Origin of the sequence: Myxococcus xanthus, from assembly GCF_013116825.1 — a bacterium.
In the GTDB taxonomy this organism is placed as follows: Bacteria; Myxococcota; Myxococcia; order Myxococcales; family Myxococcaceae; genus Myxococcus; species Myxococcus xanthus_B.
Genome location: NZ_JABFNS010000004.1, coordinates 1 through 26,725 on the forward strand (window position 1 = coordinate 1; position 26,725 = coordinate 26,725).

Consider the following 26,725-nt stretch of genomic DNA (forward strand, 5'->3'; position numbering starts at 1 on the left):
CCCCCGCCGCGGCCCGTTGCTCCCGCGAGCCGCGCTCCCGCGCCCGCGGAGAAACCGGCGGACAAGCAGCCCCCGTGGAAGTTGCTGGGCATCGCCGGTGGCGGCGCCCTGGTGCTGGCCGTGGTGGCGGTGGTGATGATGCGCGATGGCGGCTCGAACTTCGTCAACGTGGGGCCTGGGGAGCACGTCTACGTCGGCGGCCTGCGCCACGAGCCGGGGACGGAGGTACATGACCCGTCGGGCGGCCCGCTGCTCATCTCCACGGCGGTGGATGGGAAGCTGCGGCGGTTCGGAACCACGCAGCAGCGCGAGGGCATCGACGTGCGCACGCTGGCGGACGCCTCGCAGGAGCCTGGCACCACGGGCCTGCTGAGCGTGACGGGCGCGGCCCCTGGCTGTGAGGTCCACGTCGGTGGCGCGTTGTTGCCGGGTGGGACGCCGCTGTTGAAGGCACGAATCGAAGCGGGCCGGGAGCTGGAAGTCCTGGTGCGCTGCCCCAGCGGCGTCAGCAAGCTGTGGGTGATGGCCGTGCCCGGACAGCAAATCGAAGTGAAGTCGCAACCGCGAAACTGAGCGGCGCGCTGCCGGGCGCCGAGCGGCGTCCCGGACGAAGGGTGCGAAACGCATGAAGGGCTGGACCCTCTTCCCTCACCTCGTGGTTCGCACCACGGGTTTTCCCTTCGATTGGCTGGAGCGGCTGGGGTGCCCGGAGGCCGCACGGGCCGCGCGCCAGCTGGCCTCGGCGCGGCGGGAGCTGGAGGCGCTGAGCGCCCAGGGGCCTCGGGTGAAGCGGCCATCGCGCGCGGTGCTGTCGGCCCTGAAGGCTGGGCGCCCGGTGGACATCGAGGGGATGGAGTCACCCGAGCTGTTCGCTGAATGGAACGACCGTGCCCGGGCCGCGCAGGCGGCGGAGGCCACCTTTCAGGCGGCGATGAAGCAGGAGTCCCTGGCGGTGGAGGACGCGCTGAGGGCCCTGCGGCGGGAGCCGCGCTTCCTGGAGGCGGTGGCCAGCTCCAGCCCCCCCGTGGCGAGAGACCTGCTGGAGGGGCGTGACGGCGCGCGGTTGCGGCGGCAGGTGGCCAGCTACCTGCAACGCATGTGCGCGAAGAACGAGACGATGGGCTTCTTCGGCCCCATCAACTACGGCCGCGCGGACGCGGCGGCGCCGACGGGGGTGACGCTGCGTTGGTCCGGGCCGGAGGTGCTCACGGGGCGGAACACCTTCGCGGCGTCGTGGCTGGTGCAGGGGCTGGTTCGCGCCATCGCCTTCGACCCCGAGGTCGCCGCGTGGCTGGTGCTGCGCCGCAAGGCCTTCGCGGAGGTGCCTTCGCGCAAGACGCTGCCCGCGCCGGAGAGCGCGGAGGCGTTGCTGCCTCGGCTGGTGGAGGTGGTGGATGGAACGCGCACGCTCGCGGGGCTCGCCTCATCGCTGGGCGTGGCCCCGGGGCTGGCGCGCGAGGCGGCGCGGATGGGGTGTGAGAAGGGCCTGCTGACGCACCAGCTCGAGGTGCCCGCGGCCACGCATCACCCGGTGGACGACCTGGCCGAGCGCGTTGCGGGCCTGCCCTGTTCCGCGGCCCGGCGGCACGTGGAGGGCTTGAGCGCGCTGCTGGCGTTGATGGCTGGGTATGGCGCCGCGGATGCCGCGGGGAAGATGGCGCTCCAGGTGGCCTTCGCGAAGCGCGCGAATGAGCAGTGGGGCGTGGCGCCGCCATCCGAGCGAGGGCCCGCGTCGGAGTCGCACAACTTCTACCAGGACCGGTTGGCGCTCCGGGAGGAGTGCGGCGGTGACCTGCGGCTGGAGGCCGGGGGGGAGCGGGCGCGTGAGCTGGTGACGCGCCTGGAGCCCGCGCTGGCGTGGATGGGCGCGGCGGCGCGGCGGACCCGGGAGGCCGCTCGAACCACCGTGGCGGCGCTGGTGGGGGCGCGCACGGTGCCGTTCTGGAAGGTGGCGGCAGCGTACTCGGACCGGCCGGTGCCGTTGGATGGCTCGGCGGCGGAGGCGCTGGCTGGCGCAGTGGGAGACGCGTCGGCGCGCTGCGCGGACCTGGGCTCGGTGACGCCGCCGCCGCTGGACGGAGACGCGAAGGCGCTGCCGCTCGTCACGTCCATCGACCTGCTCGTGGGGGCCCGGGACGTGGACGCCTGGAGCCGAGGTGAGTACGAACTGGTGATGGGCGACGTACACGACACGGCGCTGGTGTGGGGCTGGGCGCTCCAGTTCCACGAGGCGCGCGGCAAGGTGGAGAGCGCCATGGTGCGGGCGCTCGGCGCCTTGAGCAGGCCGGTGCCCCTGGTGACGGTGTTGGCGTCGCGGCGCACGGGCCTGCTGCCGTCGGAGTTCCCGGGGCCCGTGGTGGAGCTGGGCGGCGTCAGTGCCCGCGCCTCCGCGTGGCGGCTGCCGCTGGATGACCTGTTCGTGGAGAGTGATGGAACGCGGGCGCGGCTGGTGTCGAAGCGGCTGGGCTCCGAGGTGTGTCTCTACAACGGTGAGCTGGACAGTCTGGTGCACACCGCCTTCTCCCTGCCGCGCATCCGTCCGCTGCGTGTGTCGCTGGGCGACCACACGCCTCGGTTGACCCTGGGCGGTGTCGTGGTGCAGCGCGAGCAGTGGCGGCTGTCGCAGGCGGAGCGGGAGGCGCTGCTCGCGGGCCGCGATGACTCGGCGAGACTTCGCGCGGCGGTGAGCGTGTGGAGCCAGCGCGGGATGCCGGACTGCGTCTTCGCGAAGTTCAAGGACGAGCGAAAGCCGGTGCTGGTGGACGTGCGCAGCCCGCCGCTGCTCCGCGTCTTCCTCAACCTCCTGGAGCAGAAGGAGGAGGTCCTCCTGTCGGAGATGCTGCCCTCGCCGGACCAGCTCTGGCTGCGAAGTCCCGCGGGCGGACGCCACACCGTGGAGCTGCGTTGCACGCTGATGTGGGGCGCGCAGTCCGTTGCCGGAGCGCGGGAATGAGGCTGCTCGTCCTGCCACCTCACCGCGACGTGACGCTCGTCCCGGAGGCGCCAGAAGGGTGGCAGTGCGTCGACGTGGCGCGCGACTTCTGCCGGCGCGTCTTCGCCCACGACGCGGTGGAGGCCGCCGCCGTCGCACGCGAGCGGGCTCCTGCGACCGCGCAGACGATGCGAGAGCTGCTGCTGTTGCGTGCCGCCCAGTCGGTGCATGCGCGCGCGGGCTCGAGCGTGAGCACCCGCCTGCGCGCGCTGGGGGCGGTGCTCTCCGCCGTTTCGGGGCCGCCCGACGGGGTGCACCTCCGGCTGGATGATGTGGAGCTGGAAGGCGGCACGACCGAGCGGAGCGCGGACGTCTTGCGCTCCTTGGACCAGCTCGCGTCCTATCGGGAGGACCTGACCCTCGCCGCTGCTCGCTTCACGGGTGCCGAGCGCGTGCGGCTCTGGCTCGAGCGCGACCTGCAACTGCCCGCCGCGGCCTGGCTGGCGCGGGCCTGTCCGGAGCAGGTGCCGCTTGAAGTCGCGGGGCCGTTCGCCTGGGCGCACAGGGCCGTCCTGGCTCAACTGTCCGTGTTCCAGCGCGCCACCTTCGTGGACGCGGCCCCACTGCGCTGGCGCGTGTCGCCCGGATGGGATGAGGCTGCCCCCACGTCACTCGTCTGGCTCTCCGAGGCGCTGGACGTGAGGGCCACCACTCCGGACACGGTGCGCGCACTCACGGGGGGCGCGGAGGGGTGGGCGGGGCATGTGTCGCTCGATTCGCTCCTGCGTCCGGACGTGCTGGTGGAGAGCGGCTGCAAGGTGGCCGTCGTGGGGTTCTGCGCCGTGGACGATGACGCCTGGATCGACCCGTTGGGTGCGCGCGTCTCCCGAGAGGCGCTGGCTCAGGGCACTCGCCGGCTTCGGGACGCGGGGGTCCACCTCGTGGCGGAGTGGTGGGTCGGCGCGCCCGGCGTCGGCGAAGCGGACCTCGACGCGACGCTCGCTGTGCTGGATGCGGAACCGGTGTTCGACAAGCTCGCGGGAGTGCGTCGCTTCCACTGGCCTCGGACGCCTCCCGAGAGTGGCCGCCCGCTGCTGTGGCCGGACGTGAAAGTCGGCGCGCCTCCCGACGACCGGGACCTCGCGAGGAGCCGGCCCTTCGAGCACGCCCGTTCCATTCCCAGTGCCAGTGTTCCGCAGGTGCTTGCCGGACTCGCGACGCGGCTGCTCGCGCGAGGGCCGCTGAGCCCGGGCCGGGTCGCCGCCGCGTGTCTTCCCGAGGTGTCTCCGCCCCGTGCAACGGACATGAGCGCGGCGGCCATCCAGCTCGATGCGGACTGTGCATGGGTCCAGCTCCCGGCGGGGCTGGATGGTGCTCCGAAGCCGTCGTGGTTCGCGGCGAACCTCCGCACGGGCTCGGTGCTCGCGATGGACGCGCGGCTGGCGCCGAAGCTCGCCGGCCTCGTCCGGCCCGTGGAAGTGGCCAGCGTGCTGGGGGCCGTTCCCCAGGCGCAGCGGGAGAAGCTGGTGGACACACTGGTGGCCAGGTCGGTGCTGACGAGGGTGAACGGATGAGCGAGCCCTGGACGTTGGGCGAGGTATTCGTGCTGCGGCACGCGGGCTTTCCCTTCGACTGGCTGGAGTCGCTGGGGATGCCCCAGGCGGTGCTGGACGACGTCGCCCGCTTGCTCGAGGCGGAGGACGTGCTCGTGGACGCCGTGCGCGCGGAGAAGGGTGCGTCCGGCGCGCAAGCCCTCCTCGATGCGTTGTCCCAGGGGCGTGAGCCCCGAATCGACGCACGGCTGGGGCCATCGTGTCAGCACGCCTGGGCTCGCTACCAGGAGCGTCGCGAGTCCGTTCAGGCGGGTTACACCGCGGAGCGAAAGACACTGCGACGGCAACTGAGAGAGCGGGCGGCGGATCCCGCCATCCAGGAGGCCGTGTTCCTCTCCAGCCCGGCGATGTTCGACAACGTCTGGGTGCGCTACCTGCGTGGCGGGGAGCGGCCGGACACGTCCGATGCGCGCCGGGTGGAGCGGCAGGTCTACACATACCTCCAGCGCTTCTGCGCGAAGAACGAGACCACCAGCTTCTTCGGCCCCATTTCCTACGGCGAGCGCACCACCGATGACGGCTACGACGTGCGCACGGTGCCCAGCGGGAACACGCGCCGCCGCACGTTCTTCTCCTTCTGGGCGGTGACGGAGCTGGCTCGCGCGGTGGGGCGGGAGCGCACGCTGCGCCCGCACCTGCCGCTGCGCCTCAATCCGCTCTTCACGGTGACACCGGGCCGCGCACGCTGCGAGCCGCTGAAGCTGGACGTCGCCTTGTCACCTGAGGCGGAGCGCCTGCTCTCCGTGCTGCGCGAGCATCCCACACCCACCGAGGCGGCCAGGGTGCTCGGCCTTCCGGTCGTGGACGTCGAGCGTCAGGCGTTGCCGCTCGTGAAGACCGCGTTGCTGCTCTGGGGCCTGCCGTTCCGGCCGAACGACTTCAGCACTTTCGAGAGCGTGCGGGACGCGGTGGCGGCGCTCCCCGACCTGGAGGCGCGCACACTCTGGCTGGAGCGGCTTGAGGCCCTGGCGCGTCTCAAGGCGGACTTCGAAAGTGGAGACCTGGCCCAACGGCGCGAACTGCTGCCGCGCCTGGAGGCCGCCTTCACGGAGGTCACGGGCAAGCCCGCGCGCCGCGGTGACGGACAGGTCTACGCGGACCGGCTCATCCTCTACGAGGAGGCGAGCTCGCCTTTCCGGCTGCGCTTCGGCGCGACCTTCACCGCGGAGCTGGAGGCGGCGCTGACAGGCGCGCTGGAGCTGTCGGCCGCCTACGGCGAGAAGGTGCAGCAGGGCTTCCGGGAGCAGGTCCGCGACGCGCTGGGCCCCGATGCGGGCCCCATGGACCTGCTGGACTACGCCGTGCGGCTGCGGCCGGATGGCGTCACGGGCAGCCGCTTCTCGCCGGTGCCGCCGGTGATGCTGGAGGCCGAGGCGGGCCGCGCGCGGATGCTGCCCGTGGACTTCCTGGGCACGTCCACGCCGGGCGGGCGCTATGCCTTGCCGGACGTGTGCCTCGCGGCGAAGCCGGACGGAAGCGGCTTCGAGGTGATGCTGGCGCGGGTCCACCACCACCTGCTGCTGTGGAGCTGGCTGAGCGCGTTCCAGCCCGAGCGGGAGCGGTACGCCTCGGTGGCTTCGCGTTGGCTGGAGCAGGACGCCGCGGCGCGGGGGCTCGTGGGGCTGGCCATCCGCAGGCGCAACAAGGGCTTCTACGTCTATCCGGGACGGCGGTTGGTGTACTCGGTGTCGGACGTGCTGGACGTGGACGAGGGGGCGCTGACGCCGGGGGACGTGAAGGTCCTTCCCACGCGCGAAGGCCCGGTGCTGGTGGACGGGAAGGGAGAGCGGCTGAGCCTGTACCTGCCGCTCGATGATTTCTCGTCCTATCCGCCGTTCGCGGCGCTGGCGCATTCCCAGGTGCTGCACGCACCGCTGCGGACGCAGGGAAGCCACCTGCCTCGGTTGAGCGTGGGCGGCGCGGTGTACCAGCGCGAGCGCTGGAACCTGGCGGCGGAGCGGCTGGGAAGGCCCGCGGGCTTCGAGCTCTTCCTGGCCGTGCAGCGGGAGCGGCGCGCGGGTGGGTGGCCTCGCTTCGTGTTCATGCGCAGCTCGAAGGAGCGCAAGCCGTACCTCATCGACACCGCGAGCCCCTTCGCCGTGGACCTGCTGTCACACCTGGCTCGGGACGCGGAGCGCCTGTCCGTGGAGGAGATGTACCCGGCGCCCGAGCAGCTCTGGCTGAAGGACGAGCGGGGCCGCTACACCTGCGAGCTGCGGATGCAGTTCACCCGCTGGAGCGAAGTGAAGGCCTGACGACGCCCTTTGACAACCGGGGCGCATCGGTTACCAGAATGGCCCCTTCCCCGGCCTGGAGGTGCTTCCCGCCTTGCCAGGATTTCGGTTCCTTTGAGGAGACAGTCAATGTCCGGTGAAAACGTCGTCGTTCCCCCCGTCAAGAAGCTGAAGCGGCCGGTGGAAGAGGTTCGCGCGGAGCTGCTGGCCGACGCGGACGTGAAGGAGCAGGCCCGTCTGCTCAAGGTGCCCGTCGAGGAGTACGTCGAGAAAATCATCGACTATGCCCTCAACCCGGAGAAGCCGCCCCAGCTCGAGATCGTCCCCGACGAGGAGCTGAAGGCCAAGGACCCCAACGTGCCCACCATCGAGGAGCTTCAGGGGCACCTGCAGGACATCGTCGACGGCCGCGTCGTCATCAGCCGGGCGCATCAGCGGGACGGCTTCAGCGACCAGGACGCGGATGCTCGCTACAAGGTGGCGCTGGGGTCCGACGCGGCGCAGACCGGCGCTCCCGAGAGCCGCAAGGGGACCTCCGCCAACGTTCTGCACTCCCCGGAAGGCAAGAAGCCTGGCATCGACAAGAATTGATCGGCGGAGGAACGGGGCCGGGGATCATCTCCCGGAATCCCCGCGCCTTTCCCCCGAGCTAAGCTCTTGAATTCAAAGGGGCTTCGGAGTGGCGTCCGGTTTTTTCGGGTAACAGGGAAACAAATCTGCCCATCCCCCGACAATTCTCACATCGGACGCACTTGATGGCTGCACCGCAGCCATCCTCTCAAGGGGAATGACCATGGGTGGCCTCAAGAAAATCGTTAGCAAGGTGCTGAACGTCGTCAAGCCGTTCGTGGCCGCGGTCAACCCGCTGCTGGGCGCGGCGATTGGCTTCGCCAGCGGCCTCATGCAGGGCAAGAACCCGCTCCAGGCGCTCATGGGCGCGGCGACGGACCTGATTCCGGGTGGCGGCGCCTTCAAGAACACAGTGGGCAAGTTCGCCAGCCAGTTCCTCATGGAAGGCACGGGCGGCAACAGCCTGCTGAGCGGCGCGCTGAATCTGGCCACGGGCAAGAGCAAGGTCACCGACGTGCTGGGCGACCTGATGAAGAACACGGCGAAGACGGGCCTGAGCCAGCTGGGCATGAAGAACGCGGCCGAGCTGTCCGCGCAGCGCATGTCGCAGTTCCTGGTTTCGTAATAGCATCGCCGGATGACGCCCATCCTCTACGTTCCAGAGCTGCACTTCGCTCAAGTGCAAGAGTGGCTGCAGTTCTGGGACGATGCCGTCACGCCAGAGACGCTTCCTCAGACGGGCTTCATCATTCCTGGCAAGGCGGCGGGGTTTCTCTACCGGACCGACAGCTCGCTGGCCATGATTGAAACCCTGGTGGCCGCGCCGGGGCTGTCCAAGGAAGAGCGAAGCGCCGCCGTCGACCTCGTGGTGGCCGCCATCTCTGAGGAGTCCACGAGGCTCGGGTTCCAAGTGCTGGTGGGCTACACCCAGCTGGACGCGGTGGTGAAGCGCGCCGAGCGGCACGGCTTCATCTACGTCGATGGTGGCTTTCACGTCATCGCCAAGCGCCTCAGGTGACATGACGCCTGGGGCTGACATCTTGATTCTCGGAGCCGGTGTCGTGGGCCTTTCGGCCGCGCGCCGGCTTTCTGCTTTGGGCGCGAGCGTCACGGTGCTGGACGCCGTGGAGCCGGGAGGCCGGGGCTCGCGCGCCGCCGCCGGAGTCGCCATTCCGTCCGTGCGGCTGTTCGATGACCCGGTGATGCTGGCGTTCGCCAGGGCGGGCCGCGGCACGTTGGCGGAGGACCTGGCCTCGCTTCCGGGAGGCGACCAGCTTCGCCGAGGCAACGGCATCCTCCGCGTCGTCGCGGACGCGAAGGCGCGCGATGCGCTGGCGGCGAAAGCGGCGGCGGACGCGGAGGGACTGGGCACCTGGCGGGATGCCGCGAGCCTGGTGTCGCTCGAACCCGCGCTGGAAGGCACGCCGCTGTTCGGCGCCTTCGAGACGGACCAGGGCCACCTCGTGGACACGGATGGCTACGTCGACGCGCTCCTGAAGGCCGCTGCCCACGTGGGCGTGCGGTTGCGGCTGGGCGTGGCCGCGCGCTCCGTTTCCGAATCCTCCTCGGCGGTCGAGGTCCAGACGGAAGGGGAGACGTTCCGGGCGGACCGGTTGCTCGTGTGCGCGGGACCCTGGTCGGCGGGCGTGGAGGGGTTGCCTTCGTTGCCGTTGAAGCCCTTGCGTGGGCAGATGCTGGTGGTGCACCAGCCGGGATTGCACCTGACGCGCGTCGTCTCGGGGCCCTCGTACCTGGCGCCGTGGCGCTCGGGCGAAATCGTCGTGGGGGCCACGGAGGAGGACGCGGGCTTCGTGGAGCAGGTGACGCCCGCGGGCCTGTTGCACCTCAGCGCCACCGTCGCGAAGCTGGCGCCGCGACTGCGTGACGCCCGGTTCGTCCGCGCATGGGCGGGGCTGCGTGCCGCGACGCCGGATGGCCACCCGTACATCGGCCGTCATCCCGGCACCCAGCGTACCTACGTCGCCACGGGGCTGAGTGGCCAGGGCATCCTGACCGGTGCGTATACCGGTGCCTTGCTCGCGGAGCTCGTGGCGCACGGCCAGTGCGCCGCCGCCGAGCCGTTCGCGCCCGCGCGTATCACCGCCGGTGCCCCGCTCGCGACGCGCTGAGCCGGTGCTCGGCGCTCACGGATGCGCTGATGCGCGCCGGCGGGGCATGCGCCCGGGGACGGTGCCCGCGCGCGGCGCCCCAGCGGGACGTCAGTACAGGTTCACCGGGTCGAACGGGCGGTTGAGCTTCGTCCGGGCGCGAGGCAGCACTTCGTGTACCGCCTTCGCGTCCCCCTGTGCGAGCGCGGCCTTCAGCGCCTCCGTCTGCTTCGGCCACGTCGTGCTCGCCTCCGCGCACCGCACCGCCTCCGACCAGTCCGTGCGTCCAGCCGCCACGGCCTGTCCCGCCAGGCTCTCCGCCGTCTTCAGCGGGTCCCCAATGGCGCGCGCATGCTCCTCCGCGCGAACGAACCAGTCCACGGCGACAGCGGGCTGCTGCTCGTCCAGGAACAAGCGTCCCAGCTCCGCGGCAATCACCTGCCGGTGGAACGAGTCACCCAGCGCATCGGCGTTGGCGAACGCCTCGGTGAAGTGGGCCACCGCCGCGTCACGCTCGCCAGCGGCCAGCTCCAGCCCCGCCAGCCGGTAGCGGTGGTGCTTGGCGAAGTTCACGCCCCAGCTCTCGCTGATCTTCTCGAACCGGCGCCACGTGGAGATGGCATCACCGAACTGCCGCGCCGTCTCCTGCAGATAGCTGGCATTGGAGATGAGGTTGATTTTCAGGTGCGTGGCGCTGGCGTCGTGCAGGTCCCCCACGCAGCGCATGGCCTGCTTCTCCTCCACCAGCGCCGTGTCCAGCTTGCGCTCCAGGAACCACGTCAGCGCGCAGACGTTGCGCAGCCAGCCCTCCTGGAGCGCCCGGTCCGGCGATGTGCTGCGCTCCAGCGCGGCCAGCCCCGCGGCCACCTCCGTCCGTGCGTTGGGGAGCTGTCCGAAGCGCTTCGTCAGGGTGAGCGCGCGGAACATGTGCAGCCGCGCCACCAGCCCGGGAGGAATCCGGCATGCCAGCCCTCGCCCGAATGCCTCCATCGCCGCGTCGTGCGCGCCGGTGTAGACATGGACCACGCCCATGCTGCGCGCGAACAGGGCCTTCAGCTCCTCGACGTCACCCAGGCTCGCGCGGTCAATCTCGATGGCGGGCGTGGCGAAGCCCGTGTCCAGCGTCTCCCAGGCCTGGACCACGCGAGACGCCAACGCCGCGTCCGCGTTCGCCGCCAGCACCGCCAGCCCCTGCTCGGCGGCCAGCATGGCGCCTTCGTAGTTGGTGGTGAAGAAGCAGCTCCGGATGGCGAGGATGGCGGCGGCCACCCGTGTTTCGGGCGCCTGGGCCGCGTCCACGGCGACCTGGAGATAGCGCCCCTCCAGGTCCACCGGCGCTTCCAGCGCGCGCGATGACACCGGACCGGGTGTCGGCACGCGGGGCGCACGCATCCGGTCGCACAGCGCATCCAGGTAGGCCTGCCGCCGGGACTCGAAGGACTCCGCGCCATGGGGCCGGCGCACGTTCCACCCGGTGAACAACAGGGTGCCATCCAGCCCTTCCAAGCGGCTCCACTCGGCCGCCCGCATCACCGCGCGCAGGCTCACCAGGTCACACTCACCCGCGCCATGGAGCACCAGGGGCCGGCCGCTGGCGCGCAGCGTCTCCACGATGGCCTTCGCGGCCACGTTGAGGACCCAGAACATCTGCTCCGACTCGCGGTGGAGGCGGCGCTCGGAGGGCGTCAGCGCCAGGTCGCCGAGGTCCGGCACGCCGTCGATGGCGCCGGGAAACAGCCGGTTCCATTCGGAGGGATGGGCGCGGGACAGGGTGTGGACGACCTGGGGCGCGGCGGCTTCACACGCGCGAAGGACCTTTCTCAGCCCACCGAACGCGACAGGCAGGGCCACCCCCACGTCTACTTCGATGGCGTGCGAGGGCAGCGCGGCGGGCAGCGACGACTCCACGGTGACAGCCAGCTCGCGGGGACGCGCGAAGGGGGGACTCACGGGAGGCTCCTCGGAGGGGCGCAAGGTGGGGGTGAGACACAAAATCTGTCTCACACGCATCTTCACACCCTCTCAGGAACTGAGCAATCTGGCCTGCCCGGAAAATATCAGGTGAAACGTCACTTTCCGGGCATGGCCGGATGTGTCGAGCCCAGCGACTGGAGATCCGTTCCCAGCGGAGAACGGGAACGTCAGTCATGCGTGCCGATGTGCTGATCGCCGTGGTGAGTGCAAACCCAGTGGAAGGCGCAGGAGCAGGCCACGGCGCGGGCGCGGGTGCAGCACCGGCCGCCGAAGTGCTCAGGAAGGGCCGTGGCCTCGTCGTCCTCGGGAGGCTCTGGCAGGCACCGGGGCGCCGAGCGGCCGGAATCGGCGGGCTCGTTGTCGCAGCAGCCGCGCTCCATGCAGCGGGGGCACAGGGACAGCTCGCAGTGGGCGCACCAGTCGAACACTTCACCGGCGCTTCCGCGGCGCTCACATCCTCCACAACTGTCGAACATGGACGACCTCCAGTCGCATGCCAATGAAGGTAGAGAGGGGGTCTGACAGGTGAAGCGTCCAATCCGTCACGCTCCACGCGTGAAGGCTTCCATCGGTAAACGCCCGGCGAGGGGGAATGTGGGGCAATGAACCGTCGTGAGCGGAATACGGCGCGCGGTTGGAACAAGCTGGAGGACGGGCCCGTCATACCGGGGGAAGGAGCAGAGCCCATGCGAAGGCCACGGCGGATCATCGGTGTCTTCGGTTCTGGCAAGGAGGACCACGCGGAGCGGGTCATCCCGCTGGTCCGGTGGATCGCCGAGGCGGGCTTCGACCTGCTCACGGGCGCGGGCAGCGGGGTGATGCGGACGGCGGCGGACGCCTTCGTCCAGGTGGAGTACCGGCACGGCATCTCCATTGGCATCGTCCCAGGCACGGTGGAGGGCGGCGAGTACCGGCCCCGTCCGGGCTACCCCAATCCCAACGTGGAGCTGCCCATCTACACGCATCTGCCGCTCAGCGGGGAGCAGGGGACGGATCCGCTCAGCCGCAATCACATCAACGTGCTCACGCCGCACGCCCTGGTGTCACTGCCCGGGGGCGCGGGCACGGTGGCCGAGGCGGTCCTGGCCCTGCGTTATGGCAAGCCGGTCATCCTCTACGGGCCGCCCGAGTCGTTCCGGCGCTTCCCAGCGGAGCTGGAGCGGACGGACTCCCTGGAGCGGGTGGCCGAGTTCCTCCGGGCCGCGGTGCGTGATCCGCTCCGCCTGGCCGTGCCGTAGCCGCTGGAAAACGTCTAGGATGATGCACTCGGGGGAACGGGCGGGGGCCACCCAGGCAGGGCGGGCCGCGTCGTCTCGAGTGCGCCATCATGATCAGTCCCGACCATCCGCTCGCCAGCTGGTTCCTCGTCATCGCCGGGACGCTCTTCCTGGTCGTCTTCGCCATTCCCCTGCTGCTGATGCCCCTGACGTGGGCGCGCTGGTTCGGGTGGCGGCTGCCGGAGGGGAACAATCACCTCACGGTGTACTTCGGGCGCTGCCTTGGGGCGGTGGCGCTGGCCATCATCCTCACGGCGGCCCGTTTCGTGTCGCGGCCAGGCCCCGCCATCTTCGACCTCATCGGCTGGGTGTGTGCGGGAATGGTGGTTGTCCACACCTGGGGCGCGCTGAAGAAGGCGCAGCCGGTGTCGGAGACGGTGGAGATTGGCTTCTATGCGGTGGTAGGCGTGCTGGCCATGTGGATCCGCTTCAACGCCCTGGGCTGAGCGCACGGCCATGTCTCAGGTGGACATCGACCCCATCCTCGCGACGTTGGCGCCCTACATCCCCGGCGCCGTGCTCCGGCGTCTGGAGCACACGGAGGCGCACGCGCTGCCGCTCGTGGAGCCGGTGCGAGGCGCCATCCTGCTCCTGGACATCGCGGGCTTCACGCCCATCGTCGTCAGCCTGAGCGGCGCCGGGCCCCGGGGCATCGATGCGCTCCAGCGGCTCCTGACGAGCTACTACACGGAGATGATCGACGTCGTGAAGGACCACGGCGGTGACATCTACCAGTTCGCCGGTGACTCCATCCTGGCCTGCTTCGAGGTGGAGCCGGGCGTGGACGCCAGCGGCGCGGTGCAGCGCGCGGCCCGGTGTGCGCTGGACGTCCAGCAGCGGCTGTCCCGCTTCGCGCGGTTGGAGCTGCTGGGTCAGCGCTTCAGCGTGTCGTCGCGCATCGGCATCGGGTTCGGCGAAGCCCACCGGGTGGTGCTGGGCGCCACGGGCATGTGGATGCACCCCGCGCTCATCGGCCAGCCGCTGGCGCAGGCGGTGGCGGCGGAGAAGCGGGCCACCGTGGGGGAGGTGCTGCTCAGCCCGGAGGCGTGGGCCCTGCTGCCGGAGCCGACCCGTCAAGGCGAGGCCCGCGGCAACGCGTACCGCCTGGCGCCCACCGTGCCGTTGCGCGTGCCTCCAGCGCCCGGCTTCGTGTTGCCCGCCGGGCAGGAGATGGTGGCCCGGTGCTCGCTGCTGCTGCACCCGGTGCTCTTCACGAAAATCACGACGGCGCACCAGGAGTTCAGCGGCGACTTCCGCGACGTCACCTGCTTCTTCCTCCGCTTCGACAGCCAGCGCGCGTCCTCGCGGCCGGAGGACTTCACCCGCGACCTGAACGCCTTCTACGAATACGTCCAGCGGGAGAGCGCGCACCACGGCGGCGTGTTGCTGATGACGGACTTCACCGACAAGGGGAACGTCCTCTACGTCATCTTCGGCGCGCCCACGGCCTTGCAGAGCAAGGAGGTGCTGGCGTGCCGGCTCGCGTGCAAGTTGATGCGGGAGCGGGAGTCCTTCCCCTTCGTCTCATCGCTGCAGATTGGCATCGCCACCGGTCCGGCCTACTTCGGTGACATGGGCTCGCCCTGGCGCAAGGGGTACTCCGCGCTCGGCGAAGTCGTGAACATGGCCGCCCGCCTGATGACGCACGGGCAGGGCAGCGGCATCCACATCGACGCGCAGACGGAGCGCAAGCTGCACCAGGGCGGCTTCGACACCGAGTTCGTGGAGGACGCGCGGCTCAAGGGCGTGTCACGCGCGGTGCCTGTCTACCGGCTGGCGGCGGAGGTGCGCCGCAGCCTGTTCCTCAAGGGCAAGGGCGACATCGTCGGCCGGCAGCGCGAGGTGGAGGCGCTGCGCCAGGCCGTCGACGAATCGCTGGAGGGCCACGGCCGCATCTGCGTGGTGTCGGGCGAAGCGGGCATCGGCAAGTCGCGGCTGGGCGCGAAGGTGGTGGAGGTGGCGGAGGCGCGGGGGGCCCACAGCCTCTACGGCATCTGCTACTCGTACGAGATGTTCACGCCCTTCTTCCCGTGGAAGGAGGTGCTGGTCCAACTCTTCGGACTGCACGAAGGCGACGACGCGGAGACGCAGCTGTCCCAGCTGCGCCAGGGCTTCGCGGGCCTGGAGGACACGGGGCCGGAATGGATACCCGTGCTCGCGGGCATCCTGGGGGTGCCCGTTGAAGAGTCACCGCTCACGCGCGACCTGGACGCCCGGCGGAAGAACCAGAAGCTCTTCCAGATCATCCTCCAGCTCCTGGAGAAGGTGTCGCGCCAGACGCCGGTGCTGCTCTTCTTCGAGGACCTGCACTGGGCCGACAACATCTCCGTCGACCTCATCGAGTACGTCGCCGCAAGGCTGTCCCCGCTGCGGGTGACGCTGCTGGTGACGATGCGGCCGGGCGCGCACCTCAAGAGCCTCAAGGGGCTGCCCGGGCTGCGATGGTTGGACTTGGCCAGCCTGGATGACGAGGACACGCGGGCGCTGCTGCGGCTGCACCTGCGCATGGAGACGCCAGACACGGCGCTGGAGGACCTGCTGCTGGCCAAGGTGCAGGGCAACCCGTTCTTCACCGAGTCCATCGTCCAGGGCATGGTGGAGAAGGGCTACCTGGGGCCGGTGGCACCGGGCGCGGAGCGGTTGGAGCTCAAGCGCAGCCTGCAGGGGCTGGAGCTGCCGGACTCCATCCAGGACGTGGTGCTGGCGCGCATCGACCTGCTCACGGAGACGGAGAAGCTGGTGGTGCGCGTGGCCTCCGTGGTGGGCCGCATCTTCACGCTGGAGGCGGTGGCCGCGCTGGCGCCCGGCTCGGTGTCCCCGGAGCGGATTCGCGAGGCCATCGACACGCTGACGCGGCTGGGGCTCATCCTCCTGGAGTTGGAGGAGCCCTTCACCTGCATCTTCAAGCACATCGTCATCCGCGACGTGGCGTACACCACGCTGCTGGTGTCCGCGCGCGAGGACCTGCACCGGCGCATGGCGCGCTTCATCGAGGCCCGCGCCGGGGAGAACCCCGTCAAGTCGGCGGGCATCCTGGCCTACCACTCGCTGGCTGGAAACGACGAGGTGAAGGGCCTGGAGTACACGTTGATGGCGGCGCGCAGCGCGCGCGAGCAGTACGCCAACGACGACGCCGTCCACCACTACAACCGGGCCATGGAGATCCTGGGTGGCACCGTGGCGTTGGACCCGGAGGAGGTCCTGCTCAAGACGCACGTCGTGATGAAGGAGCTGGCGGAGACCCTGCTCAACGCGGGCAACTACGCGGGCGCCATCCTCATGTTCGAGCAGTGCCTGGCGGACGAGGAGCAGGTGCCGCGCCGCGCGGAGATTCACCTGGGCCTGGGCCGGGCCCACCAGGAGAAGGGCGAGTCGAAGCGCGCCATCCAGGAGTTGGAGACGGCGCTGGAGCTCATGGGGCGCACGATGCCGCGGAGCATGGCGGCGCTGGTGCTGCGCTCGGTGCTGGCCATGGGGCTGCACCTGCTCTACGGCCTGTTCCCCTGGCTGGTGCGGCCACTGGGCGCGCGGCTGCCGCTGTACCTGAAGCAGCTGTCCACGCTCATCTCGCTCATCAAGATCTACTACTTCGCGGACATCGGGAAGCTCACCTGGGCCACGCTGGTGGCCACGACGATGGCGGAGCGCTCGCGCAGCGAGTACGGCCTGAGCCTGGCGACCAGCTATTACGGCTCACTGCTGTTCGGCTCGGGGATGGTGAGGCGCTCGGGGCACTGGTGCCAGCGCGCGCTGGAGCATGCGCGGCGCTCACGGGATACGGCGGCGGAGGGCGTGGCGTTGAGCCGGCTGGCCACGCAGTCCATCTTCACCAACGAGCAGGCCCGCGCCACCGAGTACGGCGAGCAGGCGGTGTCGCTGCTGCGGCAGGTGGGGGACATGTGGGAGGTGCAGACGGGCCTGATGATGCTGGCCACCAGCCAGTTCCTGGCCTCGCGCTTCCAGGATGCGGAGCGGGCGTACCTCGAGATGGGGCGCGTGGGCGTGGAGCTCAACGCGCTGATGCACCAGGGCTGGTCCCACGCGTGGGTCCCCATGTGCCGCTACCTGCGGGGTGATGGAGATGTGGGGGAGCTGTGCGCGGAGCTGGAGGAAGGCCTGCGCATCAGCATCGACGTCCAGGACCTGGCCAACCAGTGCGCCAGCCTCAATCACCTGGTCAACGTGGCGGTGAGAGAGCACCAGGTGGAGGAGGCCGCGCTGATGGCGGTGCGCGCCGACGAGGCGCTGTGGCGCTACCACGTGCTGGTGCCCTTCCTCCAGATTGGCCTCGTGGACGCGGCGGAGGGCGCGCTCTTCGCGCTGGAGCAGGGCGCTGTCTCCGTGCCGCGCGAGCAACTGTGGGCTCTCTACCGCCGCTGCGCGCTCAAGGCGAGGGCGTTGGGGGTGCTCTATCCCTACCTGCGCGGCCCGGCCATGCGGGTGATGGCGCGTGCGAAGGCGCTCAATCGGGGCGCGAAGGCCGCGGAGCCGCTGTTCGACCGCGCGCTCGAGGTGCTGGAGGCCACGCCCAACCGCTGGGAGACGGGCGTGGCCTACCTGGACGCGGCGGCGGCGTTGCCTCACCGGCGCAAGGCGTTGCTCGCCCGTGCGCGTGGAATCTTCGTCGCCATCGACGCGCAGGCGGAGCTGCGGCGGGTGGAGCGGCTGGAGTCCGGTCCTCGGGATACGGCGCCGATGCTGGCGGCGGCGCTCACGTGAGCCGCTGCGGCTGAAGGCCCAACTGGGCCATCTGCTGCGTGTCCCAGTACTCCAGCGCGTCCTGCCCGGCGATGTAGCGCCGGGCCGTGTTCTTCACCGGGTTGCGGATGCTCACGATTTCGGGCCCGGAGAAGAGGATGGTCTGCTTGTACCGGGGCATGTCGCTCATCGTGAGCTTGGACCAGTAGTGGCGGGCGATGTTGGGCAGGCTGCCGAGCTGCGCGCAGAGCCGGTGGAAGTGCTCCACCACCTCGGACGTGTCCAGGTTCTTGGGACGGTGGCAGAGCGTGTAGCCGTCGTAGTCGCGGCTCAAGGTGCCTGGCAGCAGGCGGTTCTCTGCCTGGAGCTCGCGGAAGAAGGGCGTCTCCGGATAGGGGCAGACGATGCCCAGGAACGTGACGGAGAAGTACTGGAGGTCGGAGAGGTACTCGGGGAGCTTCTCCAGGTACGCGTTGGTGTCTCCGTCCGAGCCCACGATGAGGCCGAAGGACAACAGGATGCCGGCGGAGAAGACGCGGCGGATGACGGCGTCCACTTCGCTCAGCTTGTTCTGCCCCTTGTTCATGGCCTTGATGGAGTCGGGGTTGAGGGACTCCAGCCCGGTGTAGACGTAGCGGCAGCCCGCCTTGGCCATCAGCTTGACCAGCGACTCGTCCTTGAGGACGTTGAAGGTGAGGGCGCAGCCCCACGTCTTCTTGAGCGGGATGAGGGCTTCGCACAGCTCGCGCAGGTACTTCGGTGAGCCACCGAGGTTGTTGTCGAGGAACACGAAGGCGTCATCCATCAGCCCCATGAAGTTGGGGTTCCACTGCATGCGCTGCTGGATTTCGTCGATGACGTGGGCGACGGGGCGATAGCGGTAGCGCTCGTTGCCGGTGAGGACGCAGAAGTTGCAGGAGAAGGGGCAGCCGCGTGAGGCCTCGATGCCGGGCAGGCGCAGCTTGTTGTGGGTGAAGTCGATGAGGTCGTAGCGGTAGGGCCGGATGGCGGCGGGGCCCAGCGGCGGGCGCTGGTAGCGCGGCTGGAGCTGGCCCTTCTCGAAGTCCTCGATGAGCGCGGGAACGTTGGCCTCGGGCTCGCCGGTGATGACGGCGTCGAAGTACTGCTGGGCGTCGTCCGGGAAGTAGCTGGCGTGGCGGCCGCCGGCGACGGTCGTCATGCCTCGCTGGCGGAAGAGGGTGGAGAGCACCTTGGTGTGCTCGTAGAAGGAGTGCAGATAGGAGAAGAAGACGAGGTCCCAATGGCGGTCCATCGGGATGTCGCGCTCCTTCTCGTTGAAGATCTCCACCTCCGCGTGCGGCGGGCACAGGCCGGCGATGAGCTCCGGCACGGAGGACTGCATGATGGAGGGCTCTTTGAGGCGCAGCCGGGTGGGGTGCGTGTACGTGGCGATGACGGCAATCCGCATGCGATGACGTGGCTCCAAGACGAGGCGGCGTGGCCACGGTGCGGCAAGGAGCACTTGTCACATGGTTCGGCTCCCCCCGGCCTGGCCGTGAAAGCAGAATCCCCCCGTTTCAAGCTTCACGCAAAATGACAGCGGCTCGATGTTGGGGACCGGCGACGCGGGTGATGCAGGAACGTCCACTCCACACCCCGCAACACGCGCTCAAGCGGAAGGGTGAGACGGAACCATCGCAAGTTCCAGACTGTCGTGTTTCGCGCGCGCTTCATCGTGCATTCGGCTTCGTCACACCGTGTGCATGGAGTTTCAATGAGTGGGTCATTATCTAGTCAGGGTCCGCTTGCGCCCCCCGGCGCGCACCGGCTTTCCCCGCCCCCCATCCGCCGAGCGCCCTCCCATGACTGTCAGCACCTGGAACATCGACGCTTCCCACTCGTCCGTCCTCTTCGTCGCGCGCCACATGGTGGTGGCGCGAGTCCACGGTCGCTTCGAGCGATTCTCTGGAATCCTCCGGGTGAATCCCGAGCAGCCCACTCAGGGTGAAGTCGAGATGTCCGTGGAAACGGCGAGCATCTACACGGGCTCGGCAGACCGGGACGCGCACCTGCGTTCACCGGATTTCCTCGACGCCGACGCGGCGCCCAAGCTCACCTTTCGCAGTACCAGGATTGAACCTGCGGGCGGTGCCAGCTTCCGGCTCCTGGGCGACCTCACCATCCGCAACGTCACGCAGCCGGTGGCCTTCGACGCCCGGCACATCGGCACGTCGAAGGACCCGTGGGGCAACTCGCGGCTCCTCTACTCGGCGCGCGCCACCGTCAACCGCACCGATTACGGCATCCGCTGGAACAAGACGCTCGACAATGGCGGCTGGCTCGTCAGCGAGAAGATCGATCTCGAGCTCGACATCCAGGCCATTCCCGCCACGGCTTGAGTCGGCCTCAGGGCGCCGGTAGGAAGTCCGCGTACACGGCGGCGTGGTCCGACCCGCCATAGCCGCCCCGTGGGTCCCTCGCCGCGCGGAACGAGCCGGGCACATACGAGCCCCCGCCGCGCGCCAGGTACAGGTGGTCAATGGCCTGGTGGTCGCCGTGGTAGGTGTACGTCCACGTCTCGCTGGCCGGCCGGTCGCTGGAGACGCGCAGCAGCGCGCTGTCGCGCTCCAGCGCGGTGATGGGCTCGGAGCCCGGTACGTCGTTGAGGTCTCCCCCGAGGATGACCAGCGCGTCTGGAGCCGCCTGGGCCGCGCCCGCGACGATGTCCCGCGTCGCCACGGCCTCGGCGAAGCGGCGCCCGGCGTCGTCGTTGGACTTGGAGCGGAAGTGCGCGGAGAAGACGATGACCTTCTTCCCCTCCACGTCCAGGTGGACCTCCAGCAACTCGCGGGAGAACCGGGTGGCGGAGCCATCCGGGCGCCACAGCGTGCGTTCCCGATGCCCGCGGACGTCGGTGATGGGGTGAACGGAGAGGACGGCCACGTCCACGGACGCCGCGGCGCCCGTCTCGCCCAGCTCCGAATAGCCGAAGCGGGGGAGCCGTGACGTGAGCGCGTCGAGCGAGTCCTGGGTTTCCACCTCCGCCAACAGCACCACGTCGGCGTTCAGTCGCGAAATGGCGGACGCGAGCCGGTCCGCCTGGAGACCGAACTCGGAGGGCGTGGGCAGCGCCTCGTAGTTGCCGCCGCCGCACTCACCGGAGTCGCACACCGTGTCAAAGAGCCGCTGCACGTTGAAGGCCGCGATGCGCACGCTGCCTTCGAGCGCGGTGTCGGGGGGTTGCTGCGGTCCACAGGCCGCCCCGACACACGGTTCCTCCGGCCCCGGTGGTGTTTCACGCCCCTCGCAGGCGGACAGCGACAAGAGGGCGGCCAGCAGGGCCGCGGCGCGGAGGCGCTTGCGGTCCCTCGACGCAGGAGGAGGGGGGCGTGACATGGGGCCGTGAGACTACCCCATCGCGCTCATGGCGCGGGCAGGCAGGCGGGGCGCAGCGTCGCTAGGAGGCGTCCTAATCTCACGCGCATTGGTTCCTGCTGAGCGTTACGGCATGAGAACGCACGGCGGTGGGTTTCGAGATTACCGTACGGACAGTTTGTGCGGAGGGGAGTGCGCGGCATGGTGATCGAGATTCTGATTGGCGCAGCGGTGATGACGCTCATCACCGTGATCTTCACTGGGCCCGGCATGTGGAGCTCCACCTGGGGCTACCGGCAGAAGGAGGGGCAGGACGCGTCGAGGTCCTCGGGCGAGAAGAACAAGACGCCGTAGTCTCCCGCGCCCGGCGTCACTGGCAGATGCCGGGGCAGTCCTTTGCTCCCGAGCCAGGCGAGCAGGCATCCAGCGGGTCGTCCACGCACCGTGTCCCTGTCGACACACAATCGCCGTGGAACCCGCCGCAGCATTCGACGTAGCCCCGAGGTACGTCGCACGGCGTCGCGAAGCTCCGGCACGTGGCGTCGCCCGAGGCAGGCCGCGCGAACACCCGCACCTGGGCGCAGGCATCGCCGTCATCGTCGGAGGTTCCGCCGCAGGCCATGAGGAGCAGCGGGGCCACGACCGCGAGCGCGGCCTTCATGTGTCGGTTCATGTCCGCTTTCTGGCCAGGGCGGGCCCGCGCGTCCAGTCCCCCCGCACCCAAGGTGTCAGGAGGATGAAACGCGAGGCGCGTGTCAATCGACGAGCAGCCGCTTCACGGGTGCGGGGTCCACGGCGACCATCAGCGGCCGGGTGAAGTTGCTGAACGACACCAGTGCCTGACCGGGGGCCAACCGTGACACCCGGTTCCAGAGGCTCTCGTCGATGCTGCCCGCGGTTTTCTGCATGCGCGAGACGACGGAGCTGTCGGCGATCTTGTGGATGACGAAGTTGTTGATGAGGCCCAGCACCTCGTTGGGCAGGTGCTGTGGAAGCTGGGTGACGAAGACGAGCCCCATCCAGCGCTTGCGGCCTCGCTTGGCGATTTTCGCCACCTGCTCGAAGAGCACGGGCATCTGGGCAATGCGGTTCGCGGAGAGGAACTCATGGGCCTCTTCGATGATGATGAGGACCGGCGTGACCGATTGGTCCTTCGCGTTGGCCCGCTCGTAGCGTCGCTCCTGCGCTTCCTGGAGGCCTCGCAGGATGTCGGCGATGACCAGGTTGTTGAGCTGCGGTGAGTCCGTGTCCGACAGGTCGATGACGGAGACGCGCCCGGGTGTGAGCATGGACTCATAGTCCACGCCTTGTTCGCTACCCACGTCGAAGATGCCCAGGCGCCGCAGCCGGTGGAGTTTGCTGGCCAGGGCCTTCCAGCTGATTTCGTGTCGGCTGCTCTGGGCCATGACGCGCGCCATGACCCGGCCGAAGTTGCTCTTGAACTCGGTGCGCAGCATCAGCCCGCGTGATGGCGCCTTGGCGGTGACGTCCGGGTCGGCCTCCGCGTCGTCGTTCTCCTCGAGAAGGGACGCCTGCTTCCGGGGGGTGGCGCGTGACTTGCCGCGCGTCTCCGATTTGCCTTCGTCACTGAGGCTGTAGATGTACGCGCTGACCACGTCCAGCACGTGGTCGATGGTCATGTGCGGAAAGCCCGTGGACAATTCGTCCACGTCGAGGACCTGGCGGCGCTCTTCTTCCGTCTGCGGGTAGATGTTGAAGTCTTCGAGCAAGAGCTTGGTGACGTCGTAGGCCTTGAGGAACCGCTCCTGCTGTGCGTCCGACATGTCGAGAATCTCCGCGAGCGCGTACGGAGACAGGCTGGAGAACTTGAGCGAGAACGCGTGCTTGTTCCGGTGTCGCGGATTGCGGCTGTCGCGCCCGGTGAGGTGGTGGATGTGCAGGTCCTTGACGCCCTGCGGACGCTGGCCTCGCCGTTTGAGCGCCTCGAGCATGGCGGCATGGTCGGTGGGCTGGTCCACGTGCGTGTATTCACCCTCCACGTCGAAGACGATGGTCGCGATGCCATCCGCTTGGGCTCGGTGGATGAGCGTGGCCACCGTGGTGGACTTGCCGCCGCCCGTCGTTCCGATGATGCCCGTGTGGCGTGGGAGGATGGATTTGTCCCGGGGATTGAGCCGGGCCTCCATCTTTTCGTACCCGACCACCAGCCCCAGGCACATGTCGCCGCCCACGCCCAGCACGCGAGCGCTCTCCGCCTCGTCGAGCAGGAAGACGGGGCTCTGCGGCCGGGGCCGGAAGCGGGGGGGCTTCAGCGTGCCTTCGACTTCCTCTCCGACAATCTCAATCTCCGCGCGCCCGTGATAGTCGAAGGTGTACGCCAGCTTCTTGCCGTGGGTGACCACGCCAATGGCCATGGTGGAGTTGGCGGGCACCGCGTTCGGCTCCGCGAAGGGGCCCCGCACGACGACGCCCAGGTAGGCGCGGTTGTCCTCCCTCGACCGCACCCGGACCAGCGTCTGGGACGCGAGCAGGTGCAAATCCTCACGCGTGAGCAGCACGGTGATGAGGTTGTCCTGGCTGGAGGTGACGTCGAAGTGGGTGAATCCCACCGCCGCTGCCAGCTCTGGATCCACCTGGGGACCGGTCTGGGCCTGGTTCCTGAGCTCGTCGAGCTCGTTCAGCGTCTTGGTTGGCGTCGGTCGAACGACCGCGCCGTCAGGCTCCCGTGGAGGCACGGGCCCAGGGGCCTTGCCATTCATGACGGGGGCTGCCGCCGTGGGGACGGCGCGGTGCTGGCCATTCTTCCCGGGCGGCGGCCCGCCAACGCCCACGCCCGGCATGGGGGGGACGGGGCGTGTGGGACCGTTGGTGGGCCTCGCCACGCGGTGGCCGGGCGGTGGATCGCCCCAATTGCCTGGATCCTCCGACACGTCACCAGACCGGGTCGCAGCCTGTCCTGCTGCGGCGGGTTGCCCCCGGAAAATCCCGGCCCCCGGCGCGCGTTGCCCCCTGCCGTCGTCAGCCATGTTCATGGTCCCCCTGGCCTAATGGCGCTTGGTGTGCTCGTTGAAGAACTCGAGGTTGGCTCCTGCCTGGGCATAGGCGTCATGCACGAGGCCCATGAACCCATCCTCACCGAAGGCGCTCCGACACGACGCTTCCGCGACATCGAGCAGCATGGGGAACCCCCGATCGGGCCGGAGGATGCTGTCCGCCATGGCGACTCGCGCCGCGAGGTGGACGTGGTCGCGATGCGCATAGAATGAGCGGGGAGGGGTTCGCTCAGATGCGCGAAACACACCGGAGATGACTTCGGGGCAGCATTCCTGCACGAACCTCGCCGCGAAGTTCTGGCTGCGGTCCCCGTACTTCCATTGCTCGATGACCCGCTTCCCATAGCGCTCGAGCGTTTCGAAGATGACGTACTCGCCAGCCTGGAGCGCATGACCAATGGTCAGGATGCCCCGCTCCTCGAGCGTGCTCGGGACGAACACGAACTTCTTCTGCTGGAGGATGAGGCGCCTGAGCACCTGGATGGATTCACGCAGGAGGCCCATGTAGCCCGAGCCTGTTATCAGTTCATAAGCGCACGGATTGCCATGCCCGATACGCCACTCCGCTTCGGACTTGTCCACGAGCACGGCCCGTTCGGCGTAGGTCTTGATGCCGCGACGCGCCAGTTTGGAAAGCGACCTCTCGCGAGGACTGGCCGACCTGTCCATCCGCTGGTCGATGCACGCGAGCGCCTCTTGAACTGGGTTCGAACGCTGGTCCGACATCTCCTTCCGGAACAGTCGCTGAGAAAATGTTCCGCTCGTCCCTCCGTAACCCACAGCGGCGATTCCAATCTGGGTGATTCCAATTGGCAGGCTCTCGTGGCTCGTCGAGATGCTGTTGACGGCCTCCACCTTCCCAGAGAAGAGCAGGCTCTGATGGACCGTGGCCAATTCCTCGGGCGTGGCCCGGTAGACGCCAGCCTCTTTGGCACCACCGCGAGCGTTCGCGGAGATTTTCGGGAGGACTTGTTGCCGGATGATCTTCTTCACGGCGCCCTCCTTGTCCACGGCACTGGCGATCTCCTTTCGGAACCGTGCCATGACGCTCTCCAGGTCGAGCCCCTGCGACCATGTGTCGAGGTTGAGCGTCGTCCGCAGATCCTCTCCAAACGCGTCGAAGAAGTCGTCGTCACCGACGAGGTCCGCTCCGTCTTCGGCGTGAAAACCACCCGCCATGCCTAGCTCCTGTCTTCGCCAAGAAATTCGATGATGGAGAATCGCTGGGCGCGCTCCTGTCGCATGAGCGCGTGGGCATAGCCCCTGGCCTTGTCTTCAGGGAGACCGAAACGGCTGGCCACATGCAGGACGCCGTCTTCTCCCGGGGTGATACGGAGCATCCGCCGCACGAGCTCTGCTGGCGCGAGGAGCTCGAGCGCGAGCCGGTCGGCACGCCGTTCGGCCTCCGCAATGGCTCCGGAGGCAAGGTGCCCGGAGGGGGTCCTATCCATGAGCTTGACCTGGACGCCCAGTGGGACCTGCCCGAATACCGAGGTCAGCCTCTCCTCCATGCTTGCGTTTCGCTTTCCGTCGAGGACGGGGAGGATTCCTTCTCCGAAGTAGCGCAGGGCTCGCTCGCGGGGAATCATGTGGTCGAGCACGAAGTGCGCGACCTCATGTGCCACGGTGAAGCGCTGTTCATCCTCCGAGTCACCCGTGTCGTGGAAGAGCAGGGCGCTCCCTTTCCAGGCGACCATGCACCCGTAGATGTCCCGGTGGGTGTCGGAGATGGGATGCGGGACCTTCCGCTTCGATGTCCAGTCCGCCACGTGCGCTGTCGTGAGCCTGGGGATGGGCACCGTCTCCACGGACAGCTGGTAGGGGGCCTCTACGGCCAGGTCGCGCGGATAGGAAGCGCACTCCTGGAGCCCGCTGATGGCCATGGCCTCATCCAGCCAACGACCCATCATGGGGTATCCTCATCGTCACGAACGCGGTCCCTGGCCGCGATTTGGATGCGACGGGCGCCCGTCACCGCCTCACCTTCGTTATCGGATGTCAGGGCGTCGATGACCTCGACGTGTCGGAGCACTCGGACCAGGACCCGCTCGTTGACCGCGAAGCGCTGAGCCACCGCGATGGTCTGCCTGGCAAAAGAAGCGCCAACGGGACGTCGGCAGAGGGATAGCCAGTGAAGCGCTTCCAGCGAGCAACCCAGTTCGTTCGCGAGGTCCGTGGTGGTGATGCCTTCAATCGCGCGGTAACGCTCGAACGCATGGCCAAGCATCCAGGCTTTCTCTGTGCTCCGCCTGGCCGCAGTCTCAAGCCAATCAGGATTCGTCACCGAAAACCTCCCTTCCAAAGCGCACCAGCCACTTCAAGATGCGGTCACGGTTGCGCTTCACTTCGCGCTGGATGTCGACTGCGGGGAGCGCGCCCAGGCCGAGCACCTCGGCGAACCGCTGGGTCGACCGTTCTCCCTGGAGCATGAGCCCGAGGAACGCGCGGTCCACCTGGGACAGGTCGGATTGTTCGATGCGTTCCACGACGCGCTTCACCTCCGCGGATTGCTCCAGACACTCTTTCGGAGACCTCCCCATCAGTTCGAAAAGGAGGCCGAACTTTTCTTCACGCGCCTGGCGCCTCGTCGCCGAGCGCTGCCAGTCAGTGACCGTGTTCTTCGCGGACTGCGCCAGGTAGGAGAACAGGCGACCTCGCTGCGGGTCAAAGCGCTCGGGGGCTTCGAGGTAGTCGAGCAGCACGTCGATGGCGGCGTCACGAGCCATTTCGTGGGTGCATCCCCGGGCGTACTTCACGGCTGCGATGAGGGGGTCGACGAAGACCGCAAACGCGTCCACGTTCGCCACCGACTCTCGCTGGAGGATGCGCGCATGCAACGCGACGTCCTCGTCTCGTGTTGGAATTCCCATCCTGACTCCTCATCGGAAGTTTCCGTGGACGCGCTCAATACGTGCGCGCATGTGCTCCTTCGGAGCCGCACTGGTGAGTTCGACGGAAACATGCATCTG

Annotated in this window: 22 protein-coding genes and 1 pseudogene; 13 read left to right on the forward strand and 10 right to left on the reverse strand. The window is 68.8% G+C overall.

The genetic code is table 11. The features are described from left to right. The 8 genes and pseudogenes from HNV26_RS02075 to HNV26_RS02110 all read left to right on the forward strand — a co-directional run. Positions 1 to 573 (forward strand): annotated as a pseudogene (locus tag HNV26_RS02075) (serine/threonine-protein kinase); the annotation flags it as partial. A 52-nt stretch (positions 574 to 625) separates the two neighbouring features. After that, a complete protein-coding gene (locus tag HNV26_RS02080; protein ID WP_171445565.1) occupies positions 626 to 2,953 on the forward strand; it encodes a lantibiotic dehydratase family protein in 2,328 nt (775 codons plus the stop codon). Then, on the forward strand, positions 2,950 to 4,506 hold the full coding sequence (locus HNV26_RS02085) for a radical SAM protein (RefSeq protein ID WP_171452759.1): 1,557 nt from the start codon (positions 2,950 to 2,952) through the stop codon (positions 4,504 to 4,506). Before HNV26_RS02080 ends, HNV26_RS02085 begins: the two co-directional genes overlap by 4 nt. Next, positions 4,503 to 6,800, forward strand: coding sequence for a lantibiotic dehydratase (locus HNV26_RS02090; protein ID WP_171440531.1), 2,298 nt, complete (start codon positions 4,503 to 4,505; stop codon positions 6,798 to 6,800). The genes HNV26_RS02085 and HNV26_RS02090 overlap by 4 nt, the downstream gene beginning before the upstream one ends. A gap of 108 nt (positions 6,801 to 6,908) precedes the next feature. After that, positions 6,909 to 7,370 carry a hypothetical protein gene (locus tag HNV26_RS02095; protein WP_171440530.1) on the forward strand — a complete coding sequence of 154 codons (462 nt, stop codon included), beginning with the start codon at positions 6,909 to 6,911 and terminating at the stop codon, positions 7,368 to 7,370. A gap of 202 nt (positions 7,371 to 7,572) precedes the next feature. Continuing rightward, positions 7,573 to 7,974: a hypothetical protein gene (locus tag HNV26_RS02100; RefSeq protein ID WP_171440532.1), complete on the forward strand. Its 402-nt coding sequence runs from the start codon at positions 7,573 to 7,575 to the stop codon at positions 7,972 to 7,974. 12 nt (positions 7,975 to 7,986) lie between these two features. After that, positions 7,987 to 8,367 carry a hypothetical protein gene (locus tag HNV26_RS02105; protein WP_171440529.1) on the forward strand — a complete coding sequence of 127 codons (381 nt, stop codon included), beginning with the start codon at positions 7,987 to 7,989 and terminating at the stop codon, positions 8,365 to 8,367. 1 nt (position 8,368) lies between these two features. Continuing rightward, positions 8,369 to 9,478 (forward strand): NAD(P)/FAD-dependent oxidoreductase, encoded by a 1,110-nt coding sequence (locus tag HNV26_RS02110; RefSeq protein ID WP_253816124.1) that lies wholly within the window; start codon positions 8,369 to 8,371, stop codon positions 9,476 to 9,478. Between the two features lie 90 nt (positions 9,479 to 9,568). On the opposite strand, the gene HNV26_RS02115 is transcribed toward HNV26_RS02110, so the two are convergent. Then, entirely contained in the window at positions 9,569 to 11,407 is a 1,839-nt protein-coding gene (locus HNV26_RS02115) for a tetratricopeptide repeat protein (protein ID WP_366816726.1), read from the reverse strand. Between the two features lie 191 nt (positions 11,408 to 11,598). Further along, positions 11,599 to 11,907 (reverse strand): hypothetical protein, encoded by a 309-nt coding sequence (locus HNV26_RS02120; protein WP_171440526.1) that lies wholly within the window; start codon positions 11,905 to 11,907, stop codon positions 11,599 to 11,601. 210 nt (positions 11,908 to 12,117) lie between these two features. On the opposite strand from HNV26_RS02120, the gene HNV26_RS02125 reads away from it, so the two are divergent. From HNV26_RS02125 to HNV26_RS02135, 3 genes are all read left to right on the forward strand, one after another. Further along, a complete protein-coding gene (locus HNV26_RS02125) occupies positions 12,118 to 12,669 on the forward strand; it encodes an SLOG cluster 4 domain-containing protein (RefSeq protein ID WP_171440525.1) in 552 nt (183 codons plus the stop codon). Between the two features lie 89 nt (positions 12,670 to 12,758). After that, positions 12,759 to 13,154 (forward strand): hypothetical protein, encoded by a 396-nt coding sequence (locus tag HNV26_RS02130; protein ID WP_090494100.1) that lies wholly within the window; start codon positions 12,759 to 12,761, stop codon positions 13,152 to 13,154. 10 nt (positions 13,155 to 13,164) lie between these two features. Further along, the gene (locus tag HNV26_RS02135; protein ID WP_171440524.1) at positions 13,165 to 17,427 is read left to right on the forward strand and encodes an AAA family ATPase; all 4,263 of its coding nucleotides are present in this window, start codon (positions 13,165 to 13,167) and stop codon (positions 17,425 to 17,427) included. On the opposite strand, the gene HNV26_RS02140 is transcribed toward HNV26_RS02135, so the two are convergent. Next, positions 17,420 to 18,835, reverse strand: a complete 1,416-nt coding sequence (locus HNV26_RS02140) for a B12-binding domain-containing radical SAM protein (protein WP_171440523.1) — start codon at positions 18,833 to 18,835, stop codon at positions 17,420 to 17,422. The genes HNV26_RS02135 and HNV26_RS02140 overlap by 8 nt on opposite strands. A gap of 394 nt (positions 18,836 to 19,229) precedes the next feature. Here HNV26_RS02140 and HNV26_RS02145 point away from each other — a divergent pair, with 394 nt between their 5' ends. Beyond that, positions 19,230 to 19,766: a YceI family protein gene (locus tag HNV26_RS02145; protein ID WP_171440522.1), complete on the forward strand. Its 537-nt coding sequence runs from the start codon at positions 19,230 to 19,232 to the stop codon at positions 19,764 to 19,766. Positions 19,767 to 19,773: 7 nt separating this feature from the next. Here HNV26_RS02145 and HNV26_RS02150 read toward each other — a convergent pair whose 3' ends face one another. Next, positions 19,774 to 20,763 (reverse strand): endonuclease/exonuclease/phosphatase family protein, encoded by a 990-nt coding sequence (locus tag HNV26_RS02150; RefSeq protein ID WP_171440521.1) that lies wholly within the window; start codon positions 20,761 to 20,763, stop codon positions 19,774 to 19,776. Between the two features lie 180 nt (positions 20,764 to 20,943). Between HNV26_RS02150 and HNV26_RS02155 the strand changes: the two genes are divergently transcribed. After that, a complete protein-coding gene (locus tag HNV26_RS02155; protein WP_171440520.1) occupies positions 20,944 to 21,096 on the forward strand; it encodes a hypothetical protein in 153 nt (50 codons plus the stop codon). 16 nt (positions 21,097 to 21,112) lie between these two features. Here the strand turns inward: HNV26_RS02155 and HNV26_RS02160 are convergent, their stop codons facing one another. From HNV26_RS02160 to HNV26_RS02185, 6 genes are all read right to left on the reverse strand, one after another. Continuing rightward, positions 21,113 to 21,415 carry a hypothetical protein gene (locus tag HNV26_RS02160; protein ID WP_171440519.1) on the reverse strand — a complete coding sequence of 101 codons (303 nt, stop codon included), beginning with the start codon at positions 21,413 to 21,415 and terminating at the stop codon, positions 21,113 to 21,115. Positions 21,416 to 21,497: 82 nt separating this feature from the next. Beyond that, the gene (locus tag HNV26_RS02165) at positions 21,498 to 23,735 is read right to left on the reverse strand and encodes an ATP-binding protein (protein ID WP_171440518.1); all 2,238 of its coding nucleotides are present in this window, start codon (positions 23,733 to 23,735) and stop codon (positions 21,498 to 21,500) included. A 12-nt stretch (positions 23,736 to 23,747) separates the two neighbouring features. Then, positions 23,748 to 24,935, reverse strand: coding sequence for a hypothetical protein (locus HNV26_RS02170; protein ID WP_171440517.1), 1,188 nt, complete (start codon positions 24,933 to 24,935; stop codon positions 23,748 to 23,750). Positions 24,936 to 24,937: 2 nt separating this feature from the next. Further along, positions 24,938 to 25,666 carry an ImmA/IrrE family metallo-endopeptidase gene (locus HNV26_RS02175; protein WP_171440516.1) on the reverse strand — a complete coding sequence of 243 codons (729 nt, stop codon included), beginning with the start codon at positions 25,664 to 25,666 and terminating at the stop codon, positions 24,938 to 24,940. Beyond that, the gene (locus HNV26_RS02180; protein ID WP_366816727.1) at positions 25,663 to 26,040 is read right to left on the reverse strand and encodes a hypothetical protein; all 378 of its coding nucleotides are present in this window, start codon (positions 26,038 to 26,040) and stop codon (positions 25,663 to 25,665) included. Before HNV26_RS02180 ends, HNV26_RS02175 begins: the two co-directional genes overlap by 4 nt. Next, positions 26,027 to 26,563 (reverse strand): RNA polymerase sigma factor, encoded by a 537-nt coding sequence (locus HNV26_RS02185; RefSeq protein ID WP_366816728.1) that lies wholly within the window; start codon positions 26,561 to 26,563, stop codon positions 26,027 to 26,029. The genes HNV26_RS02180 and HNV26_RS02185 overlap by 14 nt, the downstream gene beginning before the upstream one ends. Between the last annotated feature and the right edge of the window lie 162 nt (positions 26,564 to 26,725).

Bases quoted from the DNA above. Each gene is read 5' to 3' on its own strand.
- HNV26_RS02080 (WP_171445565.1), top strand. From the start codon at position 626: ATGAAGGGCTGGACCCTCTTCCCTCACCTCGTGGTTCGCACCACGGGT.
- HNV26_RS02085 (WP_171452759.1), top strand. From the start codon at position 2,950: ATGAGGCTGCTCGTCCTGCCACCTCACCGCGACGTGACGCTCGTCCCG.
- HNV26_RS02090 (WP_171440531.1), top strand. From the start codon at position 4,503: ATGAGCGAGCCCTGGACGTTGGGCGAGGTATTCGTGCTGCGGCACGCG.
- HNV26_RS02095 (WP_171440530.1), top strand. From the start codon at position 6,909: ATGTCCGGTGAAAACGTCGTCGTTCCCCCCGTCAAGAAGCTGAAGCGG.
- HNV26_RS02100 (WP_171440532.1), top strand. From the start codon at position 7,573: ATGGGTGGCCTCAAGAAAATCGTTAGCAAGGTGCTGAACGTCGTCAAG.
- HNV26_RS02105 (WP_171440529.1), top strand. From the start codon at position 7,987: ATGACGCCCATCCTCTACGTTCCAGAGCTGCACTTCGCTCAAGTGCAA.
- HNV26_RS02110 (WP_253816124.1), top strand. From the start codon at position 8,369: ATGACGCCTGGGGCTGACATCTTGATTCTCGGAGCCGGTGTCGTGGGC.
- HNV26_RS02120 (WP_171440526.1), bottom strand. From the start codon at position 11,907: ATGTTCGACAGTTGTGGAGGATGTGAGCGCCGCGGAAGCGCCGGTGAA.
- HNV26_RS02125 (WP_171440525.1), top strand. From the start codon at position 12,118: ATGCGAAGGCCACGGCGGATCATCGGTGTCTTCGGTTCTGGCAAGGAG.
- HNV26_RS02130 (WP_090494100.1), top strand. From the start codon at position 12,759: ATGATCAGTCCCGACCATCCGCTCGCCAGCTGGTTCCTCGTCATCGCC.
- HNV26_RS02135 (WP_171440524.1), top strand. From the start codon at position 13,165: ATGTCTCAGGTGGACATCGACCCCATCCTCGCGACGTTGGCGCCCTAC.
- HNV26_RS02140 (WP_171440523.1), bottom strand. From the start codon at position 18,835: ATGCGGATTGCCGTCATCGCCACGTACACGCACCCCACCCGGCTGCGC.
- HNV26_RS02145 (WP_171440522.1), top strand. From the start codon at position 19,230: ATGACTGTCAGCACCTGGAACATCGACGCTTCCCACTCGTCCGTCCTC.
- HNV26_RS02150 (WP_171440521.1), bottom strand. From the start codon at position 20,763: ATGTCACGCCCCCCTCCTCCTGCGTCGAGGGACCGCAAGCGCCTCCGC.
- HNV26_RS02155 (WP_171440520.1), top strand. From the start codon at position 20,944: ATGGTGATCGAGATTCTGATTGGCGCAGCGGTGATGACGCTCATCACC.
- HNV26_RS02160 (WP_171440519.1), bottom strand. From the start codon at position 21,415: ATGAACCGACACATGAAGGCCGCGCTCGCGGTCGTGGCCCCGCTGCTC.
- HNV26_RS02165 (WP_171440518.1), bottom strand. From the start codon at position 23,735: ATGAACATGGCTGACGACGGCAGGGGGCAACGCGCGCCGGGGGCCGGG.
- HNV26_RS02170 (WP_171440517.1), bottom strand. From the start codon at position 24,935: ATGGCGGGTGGTTTTCACGCCGAAGACGGAGCGGACCTCGTCGGTGAC.
- HNV26_RS02175 (WP_171440516.1), bottom strand. From the start codon at position 25,666: ATGATGGGTCGTTGGCTGGATGAGGCCATGGCCATCAGCGGGCTCCAG.